Consider the following 17,534-nt stretch of genomic DNA (forward strand, 5'->3'; position numbering starts at 1 on the left):
GTCACCGCACATGACGAAAGATACCGATTCCGGATCGTTCCGCAGGCTCCACTCGCATGGCGTAGTTCCACCGTTTCTGCTCGAGCGTCTGCAGGGAGCCGGTGCCCGCGCGACTCTGCTGGCCGACCGCGAGATGCGGGCGGGCCGAGAGGTCGTCCAGGCACGTACCGCCATCGCACCGCGGACCGGCGGCACCCTCGAACGCACCATCTCCGATGCGAAAGCGACCCGCGACCTCCCGGGTCAGCAGGTTCGCGCCGAGGGTGAGGATCCCACCGGTGATGCTGCGACCGACGAGGCATACGACGGTCTCGGTGCCACGTATCTGTTCTTCGACGAGGTGTACGGCTACTCGAGTCTCGACGGCAGCGGCCTGCCCCTCGATGCGACGGTGCATTACGGCCGGGACTACGACAACGCGTTCTGGGACGGCTCTCGCATGGTGTTCGGCGACGGCGACGGCGACGTGTTCGCCCGCTTCACCGTTTCTCTGGGCGTCATCGCGCACGAGCTCGCGCACGGGTTCACGCAGTACACCACCCCGCTCGAATACAAGGACCAGGCCGGCGCACTGAACGAATCCATCTCCGACGTGTTCGGTGCACTCGTGGAGCAGTACACCGCGAAGCAGAACGCCGAGGACGCGTCGTGGTTGATCGGCGAAGGTCTGTTCCTGCCCGCGGTGCAGGGCAAGGCGCTGCGCTCGCTCCTCGAGCCCGGCACCGCGTACGACGACGATGTACTCGGCAAGGACCCACAGCCGGCGAGCATGGACGACTTCGTCGTCACCACCGAGGACGACGGCGGTGTGCACATCAACTCGGGCATTCCCAACCGCGCGTTCGCCGTCGCCGCAACCACTTTGGGTGGCCCGGCGTGGGATCGCGTCGGGCAGGTCTGGTTCGACACGATGACCGTCGGGGGCCTGGAACCAACGGTCGACTTCGCCGGTTTCTCCGCGGCGACGCTGCTCGCAGCGCAGAAGCGATTCGGCACGGATTCCGACGTCGCCCGGGCCGTGGCCACCGGTTGGTCTACCGTGGGAGTTCAGTCAACACGGGAGCCGAGCGACGATCGGGTGTGATCGAGGGGCATGAGCCTGCGCATCGAGGTACTGCGAACCGGTGGGATCGCCGGGATGTCCAAACGCGGAGTGGTCGAGACCGACGAGCCGGAATGGCAGTCGCTGGTCGAGGCTGCGCGCCCGTACCTCGCTGAGCCGCCCCCACCCGAGCCCGCCGAGTCGCAGGCCCGCGACACCTTCGTGTGGAACGTGTCGGTGGGCGAGCAATCGTGCCGGGTCGGCGATTCGGCTCTGACCGGGCCGCTACGCGACCTCGCGGAGCGCACACTCCGCGAGGGTCGCGTCAGGTAGTTCAGCAGCTCGGCTCAAGCTTTCCATTCCGCGGAGCGTTCCGGGGACGCCTCGGCCAACGCCTTCACGGTGTCGTCGACGCCGAAGTCCTTGCCGTACACCGGGGTTCCCGGCTGCTGACGCCAGGACTCGGCCAGGGAACCGGCATCGACCGGGTCGAAGCCGAGCTCGTCGATCACCGAGAACACCAGCTTCTTCGACTCTGCGTCGTCCCCGGCGATCGGCAGTGCGATGCGCTTGTCGGTTCCGGCAGGAACACCCTTCTCGAGCAGGTGCTTGTACCAAATTCCGTTGAACGCCTTGATCACCGGCTCACCGAGCTGCTGCGACACCCATACGCTCTCGGGTGTGCCGCCTTCGATGTCTTCGATCAGACCGTCGCGCTGCTGCGGGTAGTAGTTGTTCGTTTCGATGATCGGCGCTCCGGGCTTGCGTGAGCCGGCGATACCGGCGGCGAGGTCGGGCACGTTCTTCTGCGGGATGCTGAGGATGACCAGGTCCGCATCCTGCGCCGCGTCCGCTGCCCACACCGCCGTCGCTCCGGTTTCCGACGCCAGCTCCGCCAGAGTCTCCGGGTCGCGTGAGTTCGAGAATCGAACCTCGTGACCGAGCGCCGTCAACCGACGCACGAGCGTTCCACCGATGAATCCACTTCCGATGATGCCAATTTTCATGTCCGGAACAAACGATCGGGGACTCGATCTATTCCCGTCAGGAAGCGACCGCGACCTTCGATCGAGGCCGCCCGAACTTCATCGCCTTGTCGACGAGCTTGCCGTACCGCAGAACCGGCAGGTCGCGGAAGTAATTCATCCGCAGCTTCCACGGCGTTTCACTGCCCTGCCTCGGGAAGTTGTCCACGGCCCGCAGCACGTAGCCGGCGGCGAAATCGAGGAACGGCTCTTCGTCCACGGACGGGTCGCGTTCGAGCTCGACGGTGCTGTACCCGTTCTCGTCCATGTGTGCGAGCAGGCGCATGACGTAGTTCGAGACCATGTCGGCTTTGAGCGTCCACGACGCGTTGGTGTACCCGACGACAAAAGCGAAGTTGGGGATTCCGGTGAGCATCATGCCCTTGTACGCCATGGTGCTGGGCAGATCCACGTCTCTACCGTCGACGCGGAAGGTCGCGCCGCCGAGTGCGGACAGGTTCAATCCCGTTGCGGTGACGACGATATCGGCGTCGAGGTGCTGGCCGGACCTCAGCTTCAGGCCGGTCTCGGTGAAGCTGTCGATGTGATCGGTGACGATCGAGACCTCGTCCTTGCGGATCGAGCGGAACAGATCGTTGTCGGGCACCAGGCACAGGCGCTGATCCCACGGGTTGTACGACGGGGTGAAGTGGGTGTCCAGGTCGTATCCCTTCGGCAGCCATCCCTCCTGCATCTTCCGGATCCGCTTCTTCATGAATTCCGGGTACTTCTGGCTCAACGTGAAGATCAACATGGCCATCGACACGTTCTTGAGCCGAGTCACGCTGTACGCCAACTTCTTCGGCAGACGTTTCCGCAGTGTCTGCGCAATCGGGTCCTTGGAGGGGAGCGAAAGGATGTAGCTCGGCGAGCGCTGCAGCAGGGTCACATGCTCGGCATCGCGGGCGAGGTTGGGTGCCAACGTGATTGCCGTTGCGCCACTGCCGATGACGACGATCTTCTTGCCCGCGTAATCCAGATCCTCGGGCCAGTGCTGCGGGTGGATCACCTGCCCACCGAAGTTCTCCTGGCCGACGAACTCCGGACTGAAACCCTTGTCGTAGTTGTAGTAACCACTGCAGGAGAACACGAACGACGCGGTGATCGTGACGGTCTCGTTCGTATCGCTGCGCTGCGCCGTGACCGTCCAGAACTGCTGCTCGGACGACCATTCGAGGGCAACGACCTTGTGGTGGTATCGAATGTGCTTGTCCACACCCGCTTCTCGTGCGGTTTCGACGATGTAGTTACGGATGTCGGAACCGTCGGCGATGGACTTCTCTCCCGTCCACGGCCTGAAGCTGTACCCGAGGGTGTACATGTCGGAATCGGAGCGAATACCGGGATAGCGGAACAGATCCCAGGTGCCACCGATCGCCCCGCGGCTTTCGAGGATGGTGTACGTCTTCCCGGGCAGATCGTGCCCGAGGTGACGCGCGGCACCGATCCCGGACAGGCCGGCGCCGATGATGAGGACATCGACCTCGGGGGTGGTCAGTACGGCAGTCATGAGCAACGATTCCTTCGGTGGGGGGTCAGCTGATTTTGTTGCGGGCGCTCTCGGACCTACCGAGGCGCGCTACTTCTTCGTCCATCTTGGGCAGGATCGTCGGCACGTGCGCCAACATGCTGCGATCGCCGACGCGCGAGGTGATGACGGCCTTGAACCAGGATGCCGCACCCACCCACCGCGGTACGTAGACGCGGCGCTTGCGCTTGGCCAGGCCGTCGACGAACGCATCCACGCACTGCTCGACGGTCATCGTCTTCCCGAGGGGGCCGGGCAGTACCGCGAGCAAATCCTGAAAGGCGCTGAGATCGGACTTCGCGTCCTGGACCATCGGGGTATCGATCCAGGCCATGTGGGCCGAGCCGACGTCGACTCCTCGGTAGTTCACTTCCAGCCGAAGCGCATTGGCGAAATGCTCGGCTGCGGCTTTGCTGGCGTTGTACGCGGCCAAGCCGGGGCACGGGGTGAACGCGGCCAGCGAGGAGACGACGAGGATGTAGCCGTTGCGTTCGATCAGAGACGGCAACGCAGCGCGGACGGTGTTGAACACGCCCATCACGTTGATGTCCATGACGCGCTGGAACGTGGCCGGGTCCACCTGCAGGATCGATCCGTAGCTGGCGATTCCCGCATTGGCGAGCACCAGATCGATGCCTCCGTAGGCCGCGATGCCGCCGTCGACGGCGCGCTGCATGTCGTCCAGATTTCGGACGTCGGCGACGAACGCCTCGGCCTTCAGCTGCGTCGCGACCTCCCGCAGCGGAGCCTCGTCGACGTCGACGAGTACCAACTTGGCTCCACGACCTGCCAACGCACGTGCGGTCTCGGCACCGATTCCTCGTGCCGCGCCGGTGATCAGAACGACCTTGTTCCGGAGCGTCGATGACGCCATGTCTCCCCCTCGATCGAGATGCATTCCTGCGAACACTTTGCATCTGATACCGAGCGGTGTCAAGATCTGTCTGTGACTACCCATCACAGTGAAGTCGGCCGCACCTATCGAGGTGCCGATCCGCAGCAGCGGCAGCAGGAGCGTCGAACCCGGCTGCTCGACGCCGCCGTCGAAGTGTTCGGCACCACCGGGTACCGGACGGCGACCGTGGAGAAGGTCTGCAGCGAAGCGGGGCTGACCAAGCGCTATTTCTACGAGTCCTTCACCAACAGCGAAGAACTCCTGATGGCCACGTACGCCCGCGCCACCGACGCGATGCGCGAGAGCATCCTCGCCGGAGCGGCCTCGGAAACGGAGTCCACCGAACAGGTGCTCCGAGGAGCCCTGACCGGATTCTTCACGTTCGTCGCCGAGCAGCCAAAATCCGCTCGTATCGCCTTCGTCGAAATCCTCGGCGTATCCCCCACCGTCGACGCGTTGTACCGCAAGACCACCACCTCGTTCTCGGCGACGGTGCTACAGGTAGCCGACACCGTCGGGTCCAGCCGAGGACTGGCCGGGCCGAACCGTAAAACGCTGGCGATGGGCCTGGTGGGCGCGGTTCTCACCATCGCTCAGCAATGGTTGCTGTCCCCCGAACCCGAACCTCTCGACTCCGTGATCGCCAGTGCTCACACCATTCTGGCTGCCGTCGTATTCGGACGCGTCGACGGCTGAGCAATTGTCATGCTCTGCTCTGCAGCGGCTCCACCGGTTCGTCCGAGGTGACGCGTTCACCTGATTTGACGACGACGACACCGAGCAGAATCAGTGCGCCACCGGCCAATTGGATCGGCCCCGGAGCCTGGCCGAGCAACAGCCACGCAAACACAAGCGCTGCAACAACTTCCATCAGACCCATGAACGACGCCAGCCGCGAGCCGAGGCGTCGGCCGGCCGCAATTCCGAGCACGTACGCCAACGCGGCGGTCACCACACCGAGACCGATGATCGGAACCCACCACGGCACAACGGCATCGACGAACGTGACGTCCTTCAGCGGAGCCGCGAACGGGACGATACCGACCAGCCCGGCGGCGAGCAGAATGAGTCCACCTGCCAGCAGACCGCCCCCGGCGAGCACGATCGGCGGCAAGCCGTTGCTCTCGTCGGCGGAGAGCACCCAGTAGACGGCGGCTCCCGCCATCGCACCGAGCGCCCACAGCACGCCGACGCTGTCGACGTCCGCGCCGGAGATCAGGTCGAGCACGAGCACCAGCCCCATTGCGGCCAACAGCGCACCGACCAGCGTCAGCCGACCCGGACGCTGCTGGTGCCGAAACCACATCCAGCCGATGACGGCTACGGGCGAAGTGAATTCGATGAGCAGTGCGACACCCACGTCCATTCGGCCGACGGCGTTGAAGAACGCGAGCTGACAACCGGCCACCGCGAAGGCACCGTAGGCCACGAGCAGCTTCCAATTCTTGGCCAACAGGCCCCAGCGTCCACGCAGCGCGAGAATCGACGGAATGAGCAACACCGCTGCCGCGAGCAGGATGCGCGCAGTCACGGCGGCACCGGCGGTCCAGCCGGCATCGAGCAGGCCTTTGGCCAACGAGCCGGAGAGCCCGAACGATGCCGCGGACAGGAGCGCGAACATGAGCCCCGAGAGTCGACGCGACCGTGCCGCAGCGTCGTTTGCATCTGCGCGATCCACCTGCGCGTCATGAGTGTAAGCCGTCATGACATGTGACAGTAGGGAGTGAATTGGTAAGGTGTCAACATGCTTTTTGCTCATGACGCAGAACTGTCGCTTCTGTCCGCCGTGGCATTGGTCAATTCCGCCGAAGACCCGGACACGCTGACCACACGCGAGGAGCTGGCCGAGTTCTTCACCGACCAGGGCTACTCCGGACGGTTCGATGGCGACGACGCCGAGCTCGAGGCGGTGCGGGCACTGCGTCCGACCCTGCGATCACTGCTCACCAGCAGTCGAGACGACGCCGTGCTCGAGGTGAACCGCTTGCTTGCCGAATCCTCGGCCCTGCCTCGACTGGTCCGGCACGACACTCTCGATTGGCACATCCATGCCGTCGCCGACGACAGTCCGCTGGCAACCCGCATCGTCGTCGAGACCGCGATGGCCATGATCGACGTCATCCGAGCCGACGAGCTCTCTCGTTTCGACGTCTGCGCCGATCCGGACTGCAACGGGCTGGTTCTCGACCTCTCCCGAAACCGCTCTCGCCGCTTCTGCAGCACCACCTGCGGCAACCGCGCGGCAGTTGCCGCGTACCGCGCACGCAAGGCCCAGTAGCACCGCAGGGCTTAGACGACCGGGTTTCGGGTATTCGGCGACGGAACTTAGTGAGAGGAACATCCCCATGGTCGAGAAAAGGCCTTCGAAAACGAGCTGGGCACGTGCAGTCGAGAACATGCTGGCCGTCATCTTGATCTTCGCCGGAATCGCATCCGCGGGCGGTCTGATCGCGGCTCTGGCGGGCGGCTTCGAGGGATGGGCGATCGTCGCCGGCATCACCGTGGTCGTACTGTTCGCAGCCGCGTTCTTCGCCGTTCGCGACGGTGCCCGACGACGCGCGCGGGAAGTCGACACCGTCGTCTACTCCCCCGACAACACCGATCAACTGTTCGACGTGGACCCGAACACCGGTGAGCGCACTCCGCACCGGGAATAGCACTGCCGCACGGTAGTGCTGCTCGGCGTCAACTCGGAACCGATTCGAGACGAACCATCGAATCGGTTCCGAGGAAGAACACACCCGATCGCGTCTGGGCGATCGAACCCGATTCCGTGAAACCGTCCGGCCTTTTGGGTAAGGGCCACCGCCAGCGCACGTCGTTCGATGCCGTGGCGGCCACGAGCGCGTCCTCCTCGAACGAATAGACGGTGTCACCGACGGAAGTCTCGGTGGCATACGGCTCCCGCAGCTTCCACACTTCCGCGCCGTCCTCCGCGACCGCGGTTGCGTCGGGCAACAATTCGAGCCCCTCGAGCGGAGTGCCGGTTCGTGGATCGAAGAACGTGGCCTCGCCGCCGACGGTGACGAGACCGCGACCGTCGGACACGTGAATCAACGGGCCCTCCACGCCATCCCAGCCCGCAAACGATGTGATCGGACGCGACCACATCCGGTCGAGGGCATCGATGGAACCCCCGTGCAACACAGATTCACCGTCCTCCGGGTTGCCCTCGAGCACGAAGACAGACGAGCCATCGCTCTCGACGGCGTACGCGAACCACGCTTCGGGCATCGGCGTTCTCCGTGCCTCCCCGTCGTCCACTCCGATCCTCACGATCGATGGGACGTCGGAATACGAATCCAGACAGACGATCTCGCTCTGAACGGGAACGCTCGCGCATTCGTCGACTGCACCGGGCGACTTCTTCCACCGGACGCTGCCGTCGTCGGCGTCGAAGGCCGCGAACTCGATCGCATCCACCGAGTAGGAACGCGGATTCGGCAAACCGACGGCCGTGACGAGTACATCGTCTCCGTCGATCACCCCGGTGACGCTCGAATCGAACTGCAGATTCGCAGCCGGAGAACGGAATGCGGCGAAGTTACGTCCATAAACGGCCTCGGCGTCGATCCGCCAGCTCGGATCCAAAACCGGGCCGGGCGGTGCCTGCGTGGTGGTCGCCTCCTCCGAGAACGTCGGTGTCATCGCCAGACTGTCCGACGGCTGTTCGACGGGATCGTCCTGCATCGACATCACGAGAACAGCAGCGACGACGGACACGACCGCCACAGCCACCGCGACGCCGGCTCCGATGTTCGGGGTCCAGCTCGAATTACTCATGGCCACTGCTCAATAGGGGCCTGTGCCACAGCATCGAGAACCTCGATGGGCAATGGGTCCGGCAACACCAGCGGCGCATACGAGCCCGGCTCGAACGCCGCCGTCGAGCGGACCGACACCTGCACTCCGGATGGCCGCGTCACCGTCACCGAACGCGTGAGCTGCGTGGTGCCGTCCTCTGATGTCGTGCTGTTGACGATATCAGCGTCGTAGCTTTCGACAGCCGAACCGTCTGGCAGCGTGCGAAACTCGACGACAGGTCCGTGCGCGTTATCGGGATCGTAGGGATCCGTCGCCACCGGCAGTTCCGCACCCCCGGATACCGAAACGAACAGTCCCACCCGAGTTCCGACCACCTCCAGATCGGTGCACACCCCTGAGCCATAGTAACCGGGCACGAGGGACCCGATCGGTCGATTCAACGCGGGAGCGTTGGGAATGGCTTGCCACACTGTCGCCAACGCGTCGTTTGCCGCGGCCACACGATCCGCGCGAATATCTTGTGCAGAGCCGGAATCCTGCGTCCAGACGGAGCAATCCTGCCGTGGCGCAGCGCTTCCCGCCGGCGCGGGAACCGCGACACGCAGATCCGACACGGTCGCGATCCGAGCCAACTCTGATGATTCCAGCGGAAATTCGTCCGACCGGGCTGCAGTGAGATTAGCGGTCACCTGCGTCCCGTCCGGGTGATAAGCGGTGGCAGTGCGCAAATTCGTTCTGTCGCCGGCAAATTCGTACCAACTGTCGACAGTGTCGACGACGGTGCCGTCGGACTCGGTGGTTCGCGCATCGAGAGCGCCTGCGATGCATGCGGGGATACCGGTTTCGGAAGGCCGAACGTCGACGCTTGCGTAGGCCGAGGAATCGCCCCGGGCCAGTGTTCCCGTCGCGGTCGTGCTGGGCTCTAAGCCCTCCGGCACAGCACCGCCAAGGTCGTCGACCGGTTGAAAGGTCAGTGACTGGGATGGAGCGGCCAATGCGACGGTCACATCGGCCGGTAGCGCAGCGAGAACTGCGTCGGACATCGCACCGGCTTTGCCCGAGGTGAGCCACGGATAGGCGGGGTTGTCGTACGACGGGGTCTCTCCCCCGAGGGTCGCTCTCATCACCACCTCGCCCTCATCGGACGGGGGCGGTTCGACCTCCACGCAACCCGGAATGTCCACCGGGTATCGAACCGGCTCGAACACGACCGAGGAATCGGCGTCGACCGCAACGGACTCCGGCGATCGAAGCAGTCCGGCCGCAACGACACCGAGTGCGACCACCGTGACGATGACCGATACGTCGATGACGGCGTTGTGTCTTCTACCTTCGCGCACGAGACGACACTACATACCCAACGGACGGTTTTCGTCCGATGCGGCCACTCAGGCCGCCAGCAGCGCCGCCACCATACTCGAGCTGTTCACACCTCGGCTGATCCATGTTGCCTGCACAGCGTGGTACAGGTCGGGTTTGCCACTCCACACCGTGGCTGCGGGCCTGTTGTCCGCGTCGAGTTCGTGATGCCAGGAGCCGTCGACGAGGTCGATGAAGGAGTCGGCGGCAATGTCCCACCAGGTGCGATAGTCGTTGTCGTAGCGGTCTTCTCCGGTCCGACGACCCAGTGTCGCGGCGGCCGCGATCGCCTCGCACAACACCCAGTGCAGACGCTCTCTCACTACCGGTCGCCCAGTCCAGTCGGTGGTGTAGACGAAGCCAGGCGACGGGCCGGGTTGCCAGCCGTCCTGCGCCGCGCGGTGATACAGCGACGCGGCGGCGACAGCGTAATCGTGGCCACCAGGGCTATCGGCCACGAGACTCGCCTGCACGAGCAGCCGCGCCCACTCGAAACCGTGCCCCACCGTTGCTCCGTAAGGCTTGAACTGGTTTGCTGTGTCGCCGCTGTTGTACTCGAGCATCGGCTGCCATTCCGCAGTGAAATGCTCGGGAATGCGATTCTCGTTCGCCTGTGACCAGCCGATCACGTTGTCGCAGATGCGTACTGCCCTGCTTCGCCAGACCTCGGGCGCACCCGCATCGGCCGCCGCCAGCAGCGCCTCGACCATGTGCATGTTGGCGTTGATTCCGCGATAACCGTCGAGCGCGGTCCAGCTCGCATTCCAGGTGTCTGCGCACATGCCGTGGTTCTCGTCCCAGAATCGCCGATCCACGACCTCGAGGGCTTCGTCGAGAAGCCCCCGTCCACTGGGGTGTCCCGCCGCTGCGGCTGCGGCTGCAGCCAACACTACGAAGGCGTGCGTGTAGGCCGTCTTCGTCGCATCGGGAGACGAGGCGTCGGCGCTGGACTCGAACCACCCGCCGTTCGTGCTGTCCCGCAACGTCGTCAGTAGACCGTCGAACACTCGATCGGCTTTCCTACGAGACCCCGGATACCCCTGCATCGAGGCCAGGAAATGCACGTGCGCCATCCGAGCAGTGATGTAGGTCAGGGCCGGATGGCTCAGGTCCGGATGTCCGCGGTCGTTCAACCACGCCGCTCCCCCGGCAGGATGCTCGAGCGAGCTACCGAACCGGAGGAGCCGAGCCGATTCTGTGTCGAGCCACCGCTGGTGCGCGGGCAAGGTCCACCACTGACGACGATCACCGGATGTCATGAGCCCATTCTGCGCGATCGGGCCGGACGACAGGTCTGCTTACCGAACCACCCTGTACCGCAGATACATCCAGCCCGACGTGGGGAAGTGCCTTTGCTCTTCCAGCACCAGGTTCAGTCGGTGCCCCGCGGGGAAGTACGGCTTGCCACCACCCAGGATGGTCGGGACGACAATGAGCTCGAACTGGTCGATCGAGTCGAACAACGATGCGGCCAACGACGCGCCGGCGACGGCCAACGTGCCCTCGGTCTCCCGTTTCATTCGCTCCACCTCCGCTACGGCGTCGGCACTACGGACCAGCCGGCAACCGTCGGGCACGGAAGTGAGGGTGTCCGAGAAGACCACCCGGGGAGTTGCCTGGTACAGCTCGGCGAATTCGGCTTCGACGGGGTCGCCGGCCGCCCGTTCCGGGTCGGTCCAGTAGTCCTCCATGGCCTCGTACAGCCGCCGTCCGAACAGAAAGACGCTCGTCTCCACGGTCTGTCGATTCGAGAACCGATGCGATTCCTCGTCGGGCATCGAGTAGTCGAGGCTGCCGTCGGGATCCTCGATGTAGCCGTCGAGGGAAACATGCAGGTTGTAGGTCAGAATCGCCATGTCACTCCAGAGGTCGGGTGGGTTTGCCGGTATCGACCTCTGCACCGCCGAGAAGTCACCGGCCTATCCGCGGATTCAGTCCAGAATCGCGGTTGCTTCCACCTCGACCCGCACGTCCGGTTCGAAGAGGTAATCCACTCCGATCAGCGACGCCGGCGGCATAAGAGTCGGCAGTCCGATCTCGTCGGCGACACGCGTGACGCCGTCCATGAACTCACCGATCAGCTCGGGAGCCCAGTGCGTGACGTAGAACGTCAGCCGCAGTACGTCCTCGAATGTTGCTCCTGCACCGGTCAATCCGATCGCGGTATTGCGCAGCGCCTGCGCAACCTGACCGGCGAGGTCGTCGGTATCGATGGCCGACCCGTCCTCGTTCCGGGCGATCTGACCGCTGACGTGGATGTGTCGAGAACCCTGACCCACCGCCACGTGGTGATACGGGGTGGGTTGCATCATTCCGGGCGGGGTGAATCGAGTGACGCTCATGGTTGGTCCTTCGTCGTAGAAATTCAGGTATAACGTTGATACCTGGTACACAAAGGACACTTCAAGGGAACCTGGTTTCATGACCGATACCGCCGACGGCACCGCAGAACTCACGATCACTGCCCCGCACCGCGAATTGTTGGATCAGGTGCTCGACAAATGGTCACTGCAAGTACTCAACGAATTGTGCGAGCGCCCCTGCCGATTCAACGATCTCCGCCGCGGGATTCCCGAGGTGACTCAGAAGTCCCTCACCGCAACGCTGCGGAAGCTCGAACGCAACGGAATCATCGAACGCACGGTGCTGAGCACCCGCCCGGTGGCGGTGGAATATCGAATCACTCCCCTGGGCAAAACACTTCGAACTCCCGTCGACGTCCTGCTGGCGTGGGCAAGCACGCACATGGACGACATCGACCGAGCGCGAGACCGATTCGATGCCCTGTGACGGTTCACGTCCAGTACAGCAGCTGCGCGTCGGGCAGAACGTCGCGAAGTTCGTCGACGAACCAGCTGCGCATCTCGGCCATCGTGTCCTTCGGATAGACGTATTTCACGCCGCCGAACTTGTTTCTCTTCGCTGTGCGCGCGCCCTCGTCCATCTCCAGTTTCGTTCCCGGATACCAGCTCAACAACACATCCTTGCTCGACGGCGTGAAGCGGTGAGTGATGATTTCGGCGGTCAGATCGAGATCGGGCACATCGCGCAACGCGTCGGCGACGTTCGCGAGCAATCGACCGTACTGCTCGCGCCACTGCGGGATCGGCATGATCGGCGCGATCGTCAACCCCACTCGGTAACCGGCCAGTGCCAACTGCCGCAGAGCTTCTATCCGAGCCGGCATACGTGCCGTGCCGCCCTCCAAGCGGTGAGCGATGTCATCGGCGTTGACCGACAGCCGAACTCGCGTTCGGCGGCCGTGGTCGAGCGTCACCAACTCGCGGACGTCGTCGAACTTGGTGGTGAAACGCAGCGACACGTCGTCCCCGTACACGCCCGCGCCCACTCTGCGAACGGCCTCGGCAAGAGACCCCGTCACGTGTTCGATCCCCAAAGGATCGGTGTAGCAGGATAACTCGAATGTGGTGCCTTCGTGCCCGCGCTCATCGGTGCCGGAGGTGATGGAACCGCGGCCTGCGTGAGTGCCGATACCGGCCAACACGTCGTCGAGGTTGGCGAACACCCTGGTGATCGGCGGACCGGACAACGAGCCGGCGAGATAGCAGTACTGGCAATGCGCCGGGCATCCTTTCGCCAGGTCGATCCGCCAGTCCGCGCTCGGCGGAATCGGTTGCGGTTTCAGCACACTCGGCGGGGCGACCACCACGGCCATCGTCGACTTGGCTCGTGCGTAGGTCTCGCGCTCGGACTCACCACGCAGTCCGGTGAGGCGGTCACCGGACAGAATGTCGATGTCGGCAACGCCTGCTGCTTCGCACCGACGGAGAATTTCCGCGGTGTGGGGTAACTCGGACGCAGACTTGGTGACCAGGACACGCGAGGGTGTCCAGAGTCGAGTGGGGGCAACCAGAAGATCATCCATTACTCGTGTTCAACGCGTCGCAGCGCGCAATGCTTCCCGGTTACCGCAGCTCAGGCGAGAAATTCGTCGAGCACGCCCAGCAGTACCACTCAGGAGTTCCAGGTATCCGACGCGATCTCGGCAGGCCTGCCCAGCAGATAGCCCTGTCCCTGAACAGAATTGGGCAGCGCTTCGAGTTGATCGAGAGTTTCGATGCCCTCGACAACGCAGCCCAGTTTCAGATCGCGGGCCAAGTTGATGATTGCTCCGACGATGCTGCTGCTCGTCGTGTCACTGGTCATGCTGGAGGTGAACGACCGGTCTATCTTCACTGCGCTCACCGGCAGCGTAGCGAGGTATCGCAGGCTCGCGAAGCCCGTTCCGAAGTCGTCGATGGCGATTCCCACACCCAGCGTGCGCAATTCGCCGAGCTGACGCAGGACCGACGAGCCGGAATCGAGCAACACGGACTCGGTGAGTTCGAGAACGAGATCCCCCGGAGCCATGCGATGCCGCGCGAGGGCTGTTTCCACTGCCGCACGGATGTCGACGTGTAGAGCCTGCCGGGCGCTGAGATTCACGGCCATCGTGACGGGAGACTCGGACGCGGATGAGGGCGGGTTCTCGGATCTCCACCGCGCGAGGGTGCCGAGAGCGTCGTCGAGCACGCGCTCACCCAGATCGGAAATGAGCCCCGTGTCCTCGGCCACCGGGATGAATCTGTCGGGTGAAATCGCTGTGCCCGTGCTGTCCCGCAGGCGGGCGAGCGCCTCGAAACTGACGAGTTGCCGACTGCCGAGGTCGTAGACCGGTTGGTAGGCAACTCCGAAACTCGCGGCACTACCCCGATCAGGATCGAGCGCGTCCCTCAGGGTCTGTTCGATGTACGCACGCTCGATCGCGTGCACCCGCAACGCGTCGTCGAACAGTTCGATTCGGTCCTTGCCCAGTTGCTTCGCCCGGTACATCGCGGAGTCCGCATCGCGCAGCGCTTCCTGGGCGCTGACGCCCCGGCGGACCAACACCATCCCGACGCTTGCCGACACCACGTACTCGCGGCCTCCATACGTGATGGGCGCTGCGAGTACCGTCCGGATTCGTTCGGCGACCTGTGCGGCAAGCGCGCCACCCGCAGGATTGCCTGTTCCGATCTCCGCAGGCAACGCATCGACGACGAGAACGAACTCGTCGCCGCCGACGCGGGCGATCGAGTCCTCGGCCCGCAGCACCGAGCGTAAGCGGCGAGCGACCTCGACCAGCACGGCGTCCCCGGCCGCATGGCCGCCGGTGTCGTTGATGCGTTTGAACCCGTCCAGATCGCAGAACAGCACCGCCGCGGCAGCGCCGGTGCGCGCACCCCGCTCGATCGCCGATCCGATTCGCTCCAGCAGCTTCATGCGGTTGGGCAGGCCGGTCAACGGATCTTGTAGAGCTGCACGCTCGAGAGCGCGCTCGGCTTCGACACGTCGGTCACCTCCCGCACCACAGACAGCACCTCCGCCGCCGAACCCTCCGGTCCATGTCGGAACGGGGTGGTGCGTCGCGAAAGCCACCTCAGCGAGCCGTCCGCCGCGCGCACCCGGTACCGGATGCTGACGCTCTCCCCCTCCGGTAGGGAGGCAGCTTCCCGGTCCGCTGCTCGAACGACGGCAATGTCCTCGGCCGCCACCGAGTCCACCCCGTCCTTGGGGGTGACGGTGTCACGGGATGACGCGCGCTGGTCCGGCCCGGTCAACAACGATCCGATGCTGCGTGAGGCCCACTTCACGGTTCCGGTTTCGACATCGGTGACCATGGTGACGTCCGGCGATGCCGTCAGCACCGCATCGCGAAACGCACGGGCCTGCTCGAGCTCGGCCCGGGCCTCACGCTCGGCAGTGACGTCCTCGGACAGGACCATCGCGCCGACGATTCGACCTGTGTCATCGCGCAGGGGTCTGGTCTTGACGGCGAAGATCGAACCCGTTCTGGAACCCACGGTGTCGAAGGACGATTCCTCGCCGTCGATGGCCGCCGTGTAGAACGGCTTCAGCCGGGTGTAGGCGTCCGGCGGCACAGTGTCTTGCAGCAGCTGCCCCTCCATCCGCCGCGGGTCGTATCCTTCCGCCAGCAGTCCGGCACCTTCGACGAGTATGAATCGCAGGTCGCGGTCGACGACCAGCACCGACGTGTGCGGGAGGTTCGCCGCCAGCTGCCGATACCGGGCCTCGCTCGCGTCGTCGAACATCGCAGGTGAGCGGAGCAACGGTCCGTAGAAGCGGCGCATCCCCAGGTAGACGACGCCGGCGAGTGCCGTCGAGGCGGTCACCATCACATCGACGGTCCCGCCCATCGACTCCCGCATCGCGTCCAGGGTTCCAACGCCGGAATCGGTACCGAGATGCGATGTGTGAGTGCCGAGCCCGGCCGTCAGATGCCACGCATGGATCAAGTGGTGGGCGGCACACGTCGTGAAGATCGCGGCGGTGGCGACGGCCAGCCGGTTGTTACGAAACTGCCCGGTTCGCAACAGCCCTCGGACGATGAACAGCACGATCCCCGAGTACGCAGCAGCGGTGATCCCGTTGAGGATCACCACCCAGAGCCACCCACTCACCGCGATCGCTCATCGGCTCGGTACACCGGGCTCACGAGTCGGTTCGAGTCGACGACGAGCACGATGCGACCCCCCAGGTTCGTAGCGCGTTGCACAGAATGATCGGACCGAGACCGGAATTCGATACTTCACCACCGAAAACCCGCATTGACCAGCGTTTCAGCACATTGTGTTTCGCGAAGGTTATCGCAGTTCTTTTCACACTGCTGCCGTTCGGGCAGCCGAGAATCGGGCGTTTCGCCGGATAATCCGCACCTTCGGTCCGCCTCCGAACGAACCCGATGCGTCGGGTAAGAAGCTCTCATGCCCTTCGCCGATGAACTACTCGGTCCGGACGCAGCCCACACGCTGTTTCGGACCATTCGTACGGCTGCTCCGAACGCGGATCTGTCGTTGCTTCGAGAGTCGTCGGACGGGTTGGGTCCACTCGCACTCCGAGCCCGCGCCGACCTGCTGCGTGACGCGCTACTGACAGGGCTGCCGGGCGACTACGCCCAGTTCGCTCGGACCATCCGACTGGCCGCTGCGGATCCCGACTTTCGAGGCTGGTCGGTCTGGCCCGTGACGAGTGCTGTCGCATCGAAGGCCGTCGACGAGCGCACTGCGACCGCGTTCGACGACGGGATGTCCTTGCTCGCCGAGCTCACCGGCCGACTGACCTCCGAATTCGCCATCCGGACCTTTCTGCGAACCGATCTGGATCGGGCTCTCGCCATCGCGGCCGAGTGGACGCAATCGCCGGACGAACACGTTCGCCGCCTCGCGTCGGAAGGCACTCGACCGTACTTGCCGTGGTCGGTGAGAGTGCCCGAAATACTTGCGCGCCCCGGCGTGACCGTGCCGATTCTGGACAGGCTGTACCGAGACGACAGCGACTACGTTCGGCGGTCGGTTGCCAACCATCTCAACGACTTCAGCCGAGACATCCCGGATGTCGTCGTCGGGACCGCGGCGCGGTGGCTGGGCGAGCCGGACGCCAACACCGACCGGCTTGCGCGCCATGCGCTTCGGACGGTGATCAAGAAGGGGAACACCGACGCGCTCGCGTTATTGGGTTTCGCCCCGGCCGACCTCGAGGTGACGGGCCCTGCCGTGGACGTGACCGAGTTGCAGATCGGCGAGAGCCTGGGATTCACCGCGAAAATTCGCAACGTCGGCGTCGAGCCCGCAAGGATCGCGATCGACTACGTCGTCCACCACACCAAAGCGAACGGCGGAGTGACCGGGAAAACGTTCAAGCTGACGACCAAGACAGTCGCGCCCGGAGAGAGCATCGAGGTTGCGCGCCGACACTCGTTCAGAACGTTGACCACACGCACGTACTACCCCGGTCCGCACTCTATCGAGCTCCAGATCAACGGTGTGAGTTACGGTCTCGCGGAGTTCGTGCTCGTCCGCTAGCCGCGAGTTCTGTACCACGCACATGCGGCACATCGACTACGTCCGTACGGTCGATGAG

General features: G+C 64.4%; 19 protein-coding genes. 7 read left to right on the forward strand and 12 right to left on the reverse strand.

The features are described 5' to 3' along the window. Positions 1-10 precede the first annotated feature (10 nt). Positions 11-1,084, forward strand: a complete 1,074-nt coding sequence (locus CH266_RS10050; protein WP_094715196.1) for a M4 family metallopeptidase — start codon at positions 11-13, stop codon at positions 1,082-1,084. A gap of 9 nt (positions 1,085-1,093) precedes the next feature. Next, positions 1,094-1,375: a protealysin inhibitor emfourin gene (locus tag CH266_RS10055; RefSeq protein WP_027494430.1), complete on the forward strand. Its 282-nt coding sequence runs from the start codon at positions 1,094-1,096 to the stop codon at positions 1,373-1,375. Between the two features lie 14 nt (positions 1,376-1,389). Here the strand turns inward: CH266_RS10055 and CH266_RS10060 are convergent, their stop codons facing one another. From CH266_RS10060 to CH266_RS10070, 3 genes are read right to left on the reverse strand one after another with little or no spacing between them, the layout of a single operon-like run. Next, positions 1,390-2,049, reverse strand: a complete 660-nt coding sequence (locus CH266_RS10060; protein WP_094715197.1) for an NADPH-dependent F420 reductase — start codon at positions 2,047-2,049, stop codon at positions 1,390-1,392. Positions 2,050-2,086: 37 nt separating this feature from the next. Then, positions 2,087-3,577, reverse strand: coding sequence for a flavin-containing monooxygenase (locus CH266_RS10065; RefSeq protein WP_094715198.1), 1,491 nt, complete (start codon positions 3,575-3,577; stop codon positions 2,087-2,089). Positions 3,578-3,602: 25 nt separating this feature from the next. Further along, positions 3,603-4,469: an SDR family oxidoreductase gene (locus CH266_RS10070; protein ID WP_027494433.1), complete on the reverse strand. Its 867-nt coding sequence runs from the start codon at positions 4,467-4,469 to the stop codon at positions 3,603-3,605. A 72-nt stretch (positions 4,470-4,541) separates the two neighbouring features. Here CH266_RS10070 and CH266_RS10075 point away from each other — a divergent pair, with 72 nt between their 5' ends. Continuing rightward, positions 4,542-5,186, forward strand: a complete 645-nt coding sequence (locus CH266_RS10075) for a TetR/AcrR family transcriptional regulator (RefSeq protein WP_032386032.1) — start codon at positions 4,542-4,544, stop codon at positions 5,184-5,186. 7 nt (positions 5,187-5,193) lie between these two features. Here CH266_RS10075 and CH266_RS10080 read toward each other — a convergent pair whose 3' ends face one another. Continuing rightward, on the reverse strand, positions 5,194-6,195 hold the full coding sequence (locus CH266_RS10080; protein ID WP_094715199.1) for an EamA family transporter: 1,002 nt from the start codon (positions 6,193-6,195) through the stop codon (positions 5,194-5,196). Between the two features lie 39 nt (positions 6,196-6,234). Between CH266_RS10080 and CH266_RS10085 the strand changes: the two genes are divergently transcribed. After that, positions 6,235-6,768, forward strand: a complete 534-nt coding sequence (locus CH266_RS10085) for a CGNR zinc finger domain-containing protein (RefSeq protein WP_032384032.1) — start codon at positions 6,235-6,237, stop codon at positions 6,766-6,768. Between the two features lie 118 nt (positions 6,769-6,886). Then, complete coding sequence (locus CH266_RS10090) at positions 6,887-7,147, forward strand: hypothetical protein (protein WP_052053276.1); 261 nt, start codon at positions 6,887-6,889, stop codon at positions 7,145-7,147. Between the two features lie 28 nt (positions 7,148-7,175). Here the strand turns inward: CH266_RS10090 and CH266_RS10095 are convergent, their stop codons facing one another. The 5 genes from CH266_RS10095 to CH266_RS10115 all read right to left on the reverse strand — a co-directional run bounded on the left by CH266_RS10095 (position 7,176) and on the right by CH266_RS10115 (position 11,956). Then, a complete protein-coding gene (locus CH266_RS10095) occupies positions 7,176-8,273 on the reverse strand; it encodes a hypothetical protein (protein ID WP_094715253.1) in 1,098 nt (365 codons plus the stop codon). Beyond that, positions 8,270-9,595, reverse strand: a complete 1,326-nt coding sequence (locus CH266_RS10100) for a hypothetical protein (protein ID WP_094715200.1) — start codon at positions 9,593-9,595, stop codon at positions 8,270-8,272. Before CH266_RS10100 ends, CH266_RS10095 begins: the two co-directional genes overlap by 4 nt. A 48-nt stretch (positions 9,596-9,643) precedes the next feature. Continuing rightward, complete coding sequence (locus CH266_RS10105) at positions 9,644-10,873, reverse strand: AGE family epimerase/isomerase (protein WP_094715201.1); 1,230 nt, start codon at positions 10,871-10,873, stop codon at positions 9,644-9,646. Positions 10,874-10,912: 39 nt separating this feature from the next. Continuing rightward, entirely contained in the window at positions 10,913-11,470 is a 558-nt protein-coding gene (locus CH266_RS10110; protein ID WP_032388252.1) for a dihydrofolate reductase family protein, read from the reverse strand. 75 nt (positions 11,471-11,545) lie between these two features. Continuing rightward, the gene (locus CH266_RS10115; RefSeq protein ID WP_094715202.1) at positions 11,546-11,956 is read right to left on the reverse strand and encodes a RidA family protein; all 411 of its coding nucleotides are present in this window, start codon (positions 11,954-11,956) and stop codon (positions 11,546-11,548) included. A gap of 79 nt (positions 11,957-12,035) precedes the next feature. Between CH266_RS10115 and CH266_RS10120 the strand changes: the two genes are divergently transcribed. Then, positions 12,036-12,404, forward strand: coding sequence for a winged helix-turn-helix transcriptional regulator (locus CH266_RS10120; RefSeq protein WP_032406601.1), 369 nt, complete (start codon positions 12,036-12,038; stop codon positions 12,402-12,404). Between the two features lie 4 nt (positions 12,405-12,408). Here the strand turns inward: CH266_RS10120 and CH266_RS10125 are convergent, their stop codons facing one another. From CH266_RS10125 to CH266_RS10135, 3 genes are all read right to left on the reverse strand, one after another. Next, positions 12,409-13,500: a spore photoproduct lyase family protein gene (locus CH266_RS10125; protein ID WP_094715203.1), complete on the reverse strand. Its 1,092-nt coding sequence runs from the start codon at positions 13,498-13,500 to the stop codon at positions 12,409-12,411. A gap of 89 nt (positions 13,501-13,589) precedes the next feature. Next, the gene (locus tag CH266_RS10130) at positions 13,590-14,876 is read right to left on the reverse strand and encodes a putative bifunctional diguanylate cyclase/phosphodiesterase (protein WP_255175876.1); all 1,287 of its coding nucleotides are present in this window, start codon (positions 14,874-14,876) and stop codon (positions 13,590-13,592) included. Between the two features lie 17 nt (positions 14,877-14,893). Further along, on the reverse strand, positions 14,894-16,075 hold the full coding sequence (locus CH266_RS10135) for a PAS domain-containing protein (protein WP_032384038.1): 1,182 nt from the start codon (positions 16,073-16,075) through the stop codon (positions 14,894-14,896). Between the two features lie 303 nt (positions 16,076-16,378). Between CH266_RS10135 and CH266_RS10140 the strand changes: the two genes are divergently transcribed. Then, positions 16,379-17,476, forward strand: coding sequence for a DNA alkylation repair protein (locus CH266_RS10140; RefSeq protein WP_094715205.1), 1,098 nt, complete (start codon positions 16,379-16,381; stop codon positions 17,474-17,476). Positions 17,477-17,534: the final 58 nt, after the last annotated feature.

The sequence above is a fragment of the Rhodococcus sp. 06-1474-1B genome (assembly GCF_002258885.1).
Lineage (GTDB): Bacteria > Actinomycetota > Actinomycetes > Mycobacteriales > Mycobacteriaceae > Rhodococcoides > Rhodococcoides fascians.

What these genes read in the sequence shown, in the direction of transcription:
- CH266_RS10050 (WP_094715196.1), top strand. Translation starts at nt 11, where the DNA reads ATGACGAAAGATACCGATTCCGGATCGTTCCGCAGGCTCCACTCGCAT.
- CH266_RS10055 (WP_027494430.1), top strand. Translation starts at nt 1,094, where the DNA reads ATGAGCCTGCGCATCGAGGTACTGCGAACCGGTGGGATCGCCGGGATG.
- CH266_RS10060 (WP_094715197.1), bottom strand. Translation starts at nt 2,049, where the DNA reads ATGAAAATTGGCATCATCGGAAGTGGATTCATCGGTGGAACGCTCGTG.
- CH266_RS10065 (WP_094715198.1), bottom strand. Translation starts at nt 3,577, where the DNA reads ATGACTGCCGTACTGACCACCCCCGAGGTCGATGTCCTCATCATCGGC.
- CH266_RS10070 (WP_027494433.1), bottom strand. Translation starts at nt 4,469, where the DNA reads ATGGCGTCATCGACGCTCCGGAACAAGGTCGTTCTGATCACCGGCGCG.
- CH266_RS10080 (WP_094715199.1), bottom strand. Translation starts at nt 6,195, where the DNA reads ATGACGGCTTACACTCATGACGCGCAGGTGGATCGCGCAGATGCAAAC.
- CH266_RS10085 (WP_032384032.1), top strand. Translation starts at nt 6,235, where the DNA reads ATGCTTTTTGCTCATGACGCAGAACTGTCGCTTCTGTCCGCCGTGGCA.
- CH266_RS10090 (WP_052053276.1), top strand. Translation starts at nt 6,887, where the DNA reads ATGCTGGCCGTCATCTTGATCTTCGCCGGAATCGCATCCGCGGGCGGT.
- CH266_RS10095 (WP_094715253.1), bottom strand. Translation starts at nt 8,273, where the DNA reads ATGAGTAATTCGAGCTGGACCCCGAACATCGGAGCCGGCGTCGCGGTG.
- CH266_RS10105 (WP_094715201.1), bottom strand. Translation starts at nt 10,873, where the DNA reads ATGACATCCGGTGATCGTCGTCAGTGGTGGACCTTGCCCGCGCACCAG.
- CH266_RS10110 (WP_032388252.1), bottom strand. Translation starts at nt 11,470, where the DNA reads ATGGCGATTCTGACCTACAACCTGCATGTTTCCCTCGACGGCTACATC.
- CH266_RS10115 (WP_094715202.1), bottom strand. Translation starts at nt 11,956, where the DNA reads ATGAGCGTCACTCGATTCACCCCGCCCGGAATGATGCAACCCACCCCG.
- CH266_RS10120 (WP_032406601.1), top strand. Translation starts at nt 12,036, where the DNA reads ATGACCGATACCGCCGACGGCACCGCAGAACTCACGATCACTGCCCCG.
- CH266_RS10125 (WP_094715203.1), bottom strand. Translation starts at nt 13,500, where the DNA reads ATGGATGATCTTCTGGTTGCCCCCACTCGACTCTGGACACCCTCGCGT.
- CH266_RS10130 (WP_255175876.1), bottom strand. Translation starts at nt 14,876, where the DNA reads ATGAAGCTGCTGGAGCGAATCGGATCGGCGATCGAGCGGGGTGCGCGC.
- CH266_RS10140 (WP_094715205.1), top strand. Translation starts at nt 16,379, where the DNA reads ATGCCCTTCGCCGATGAACTACTCGGTCCGGACGCAGCCCACACGCTG.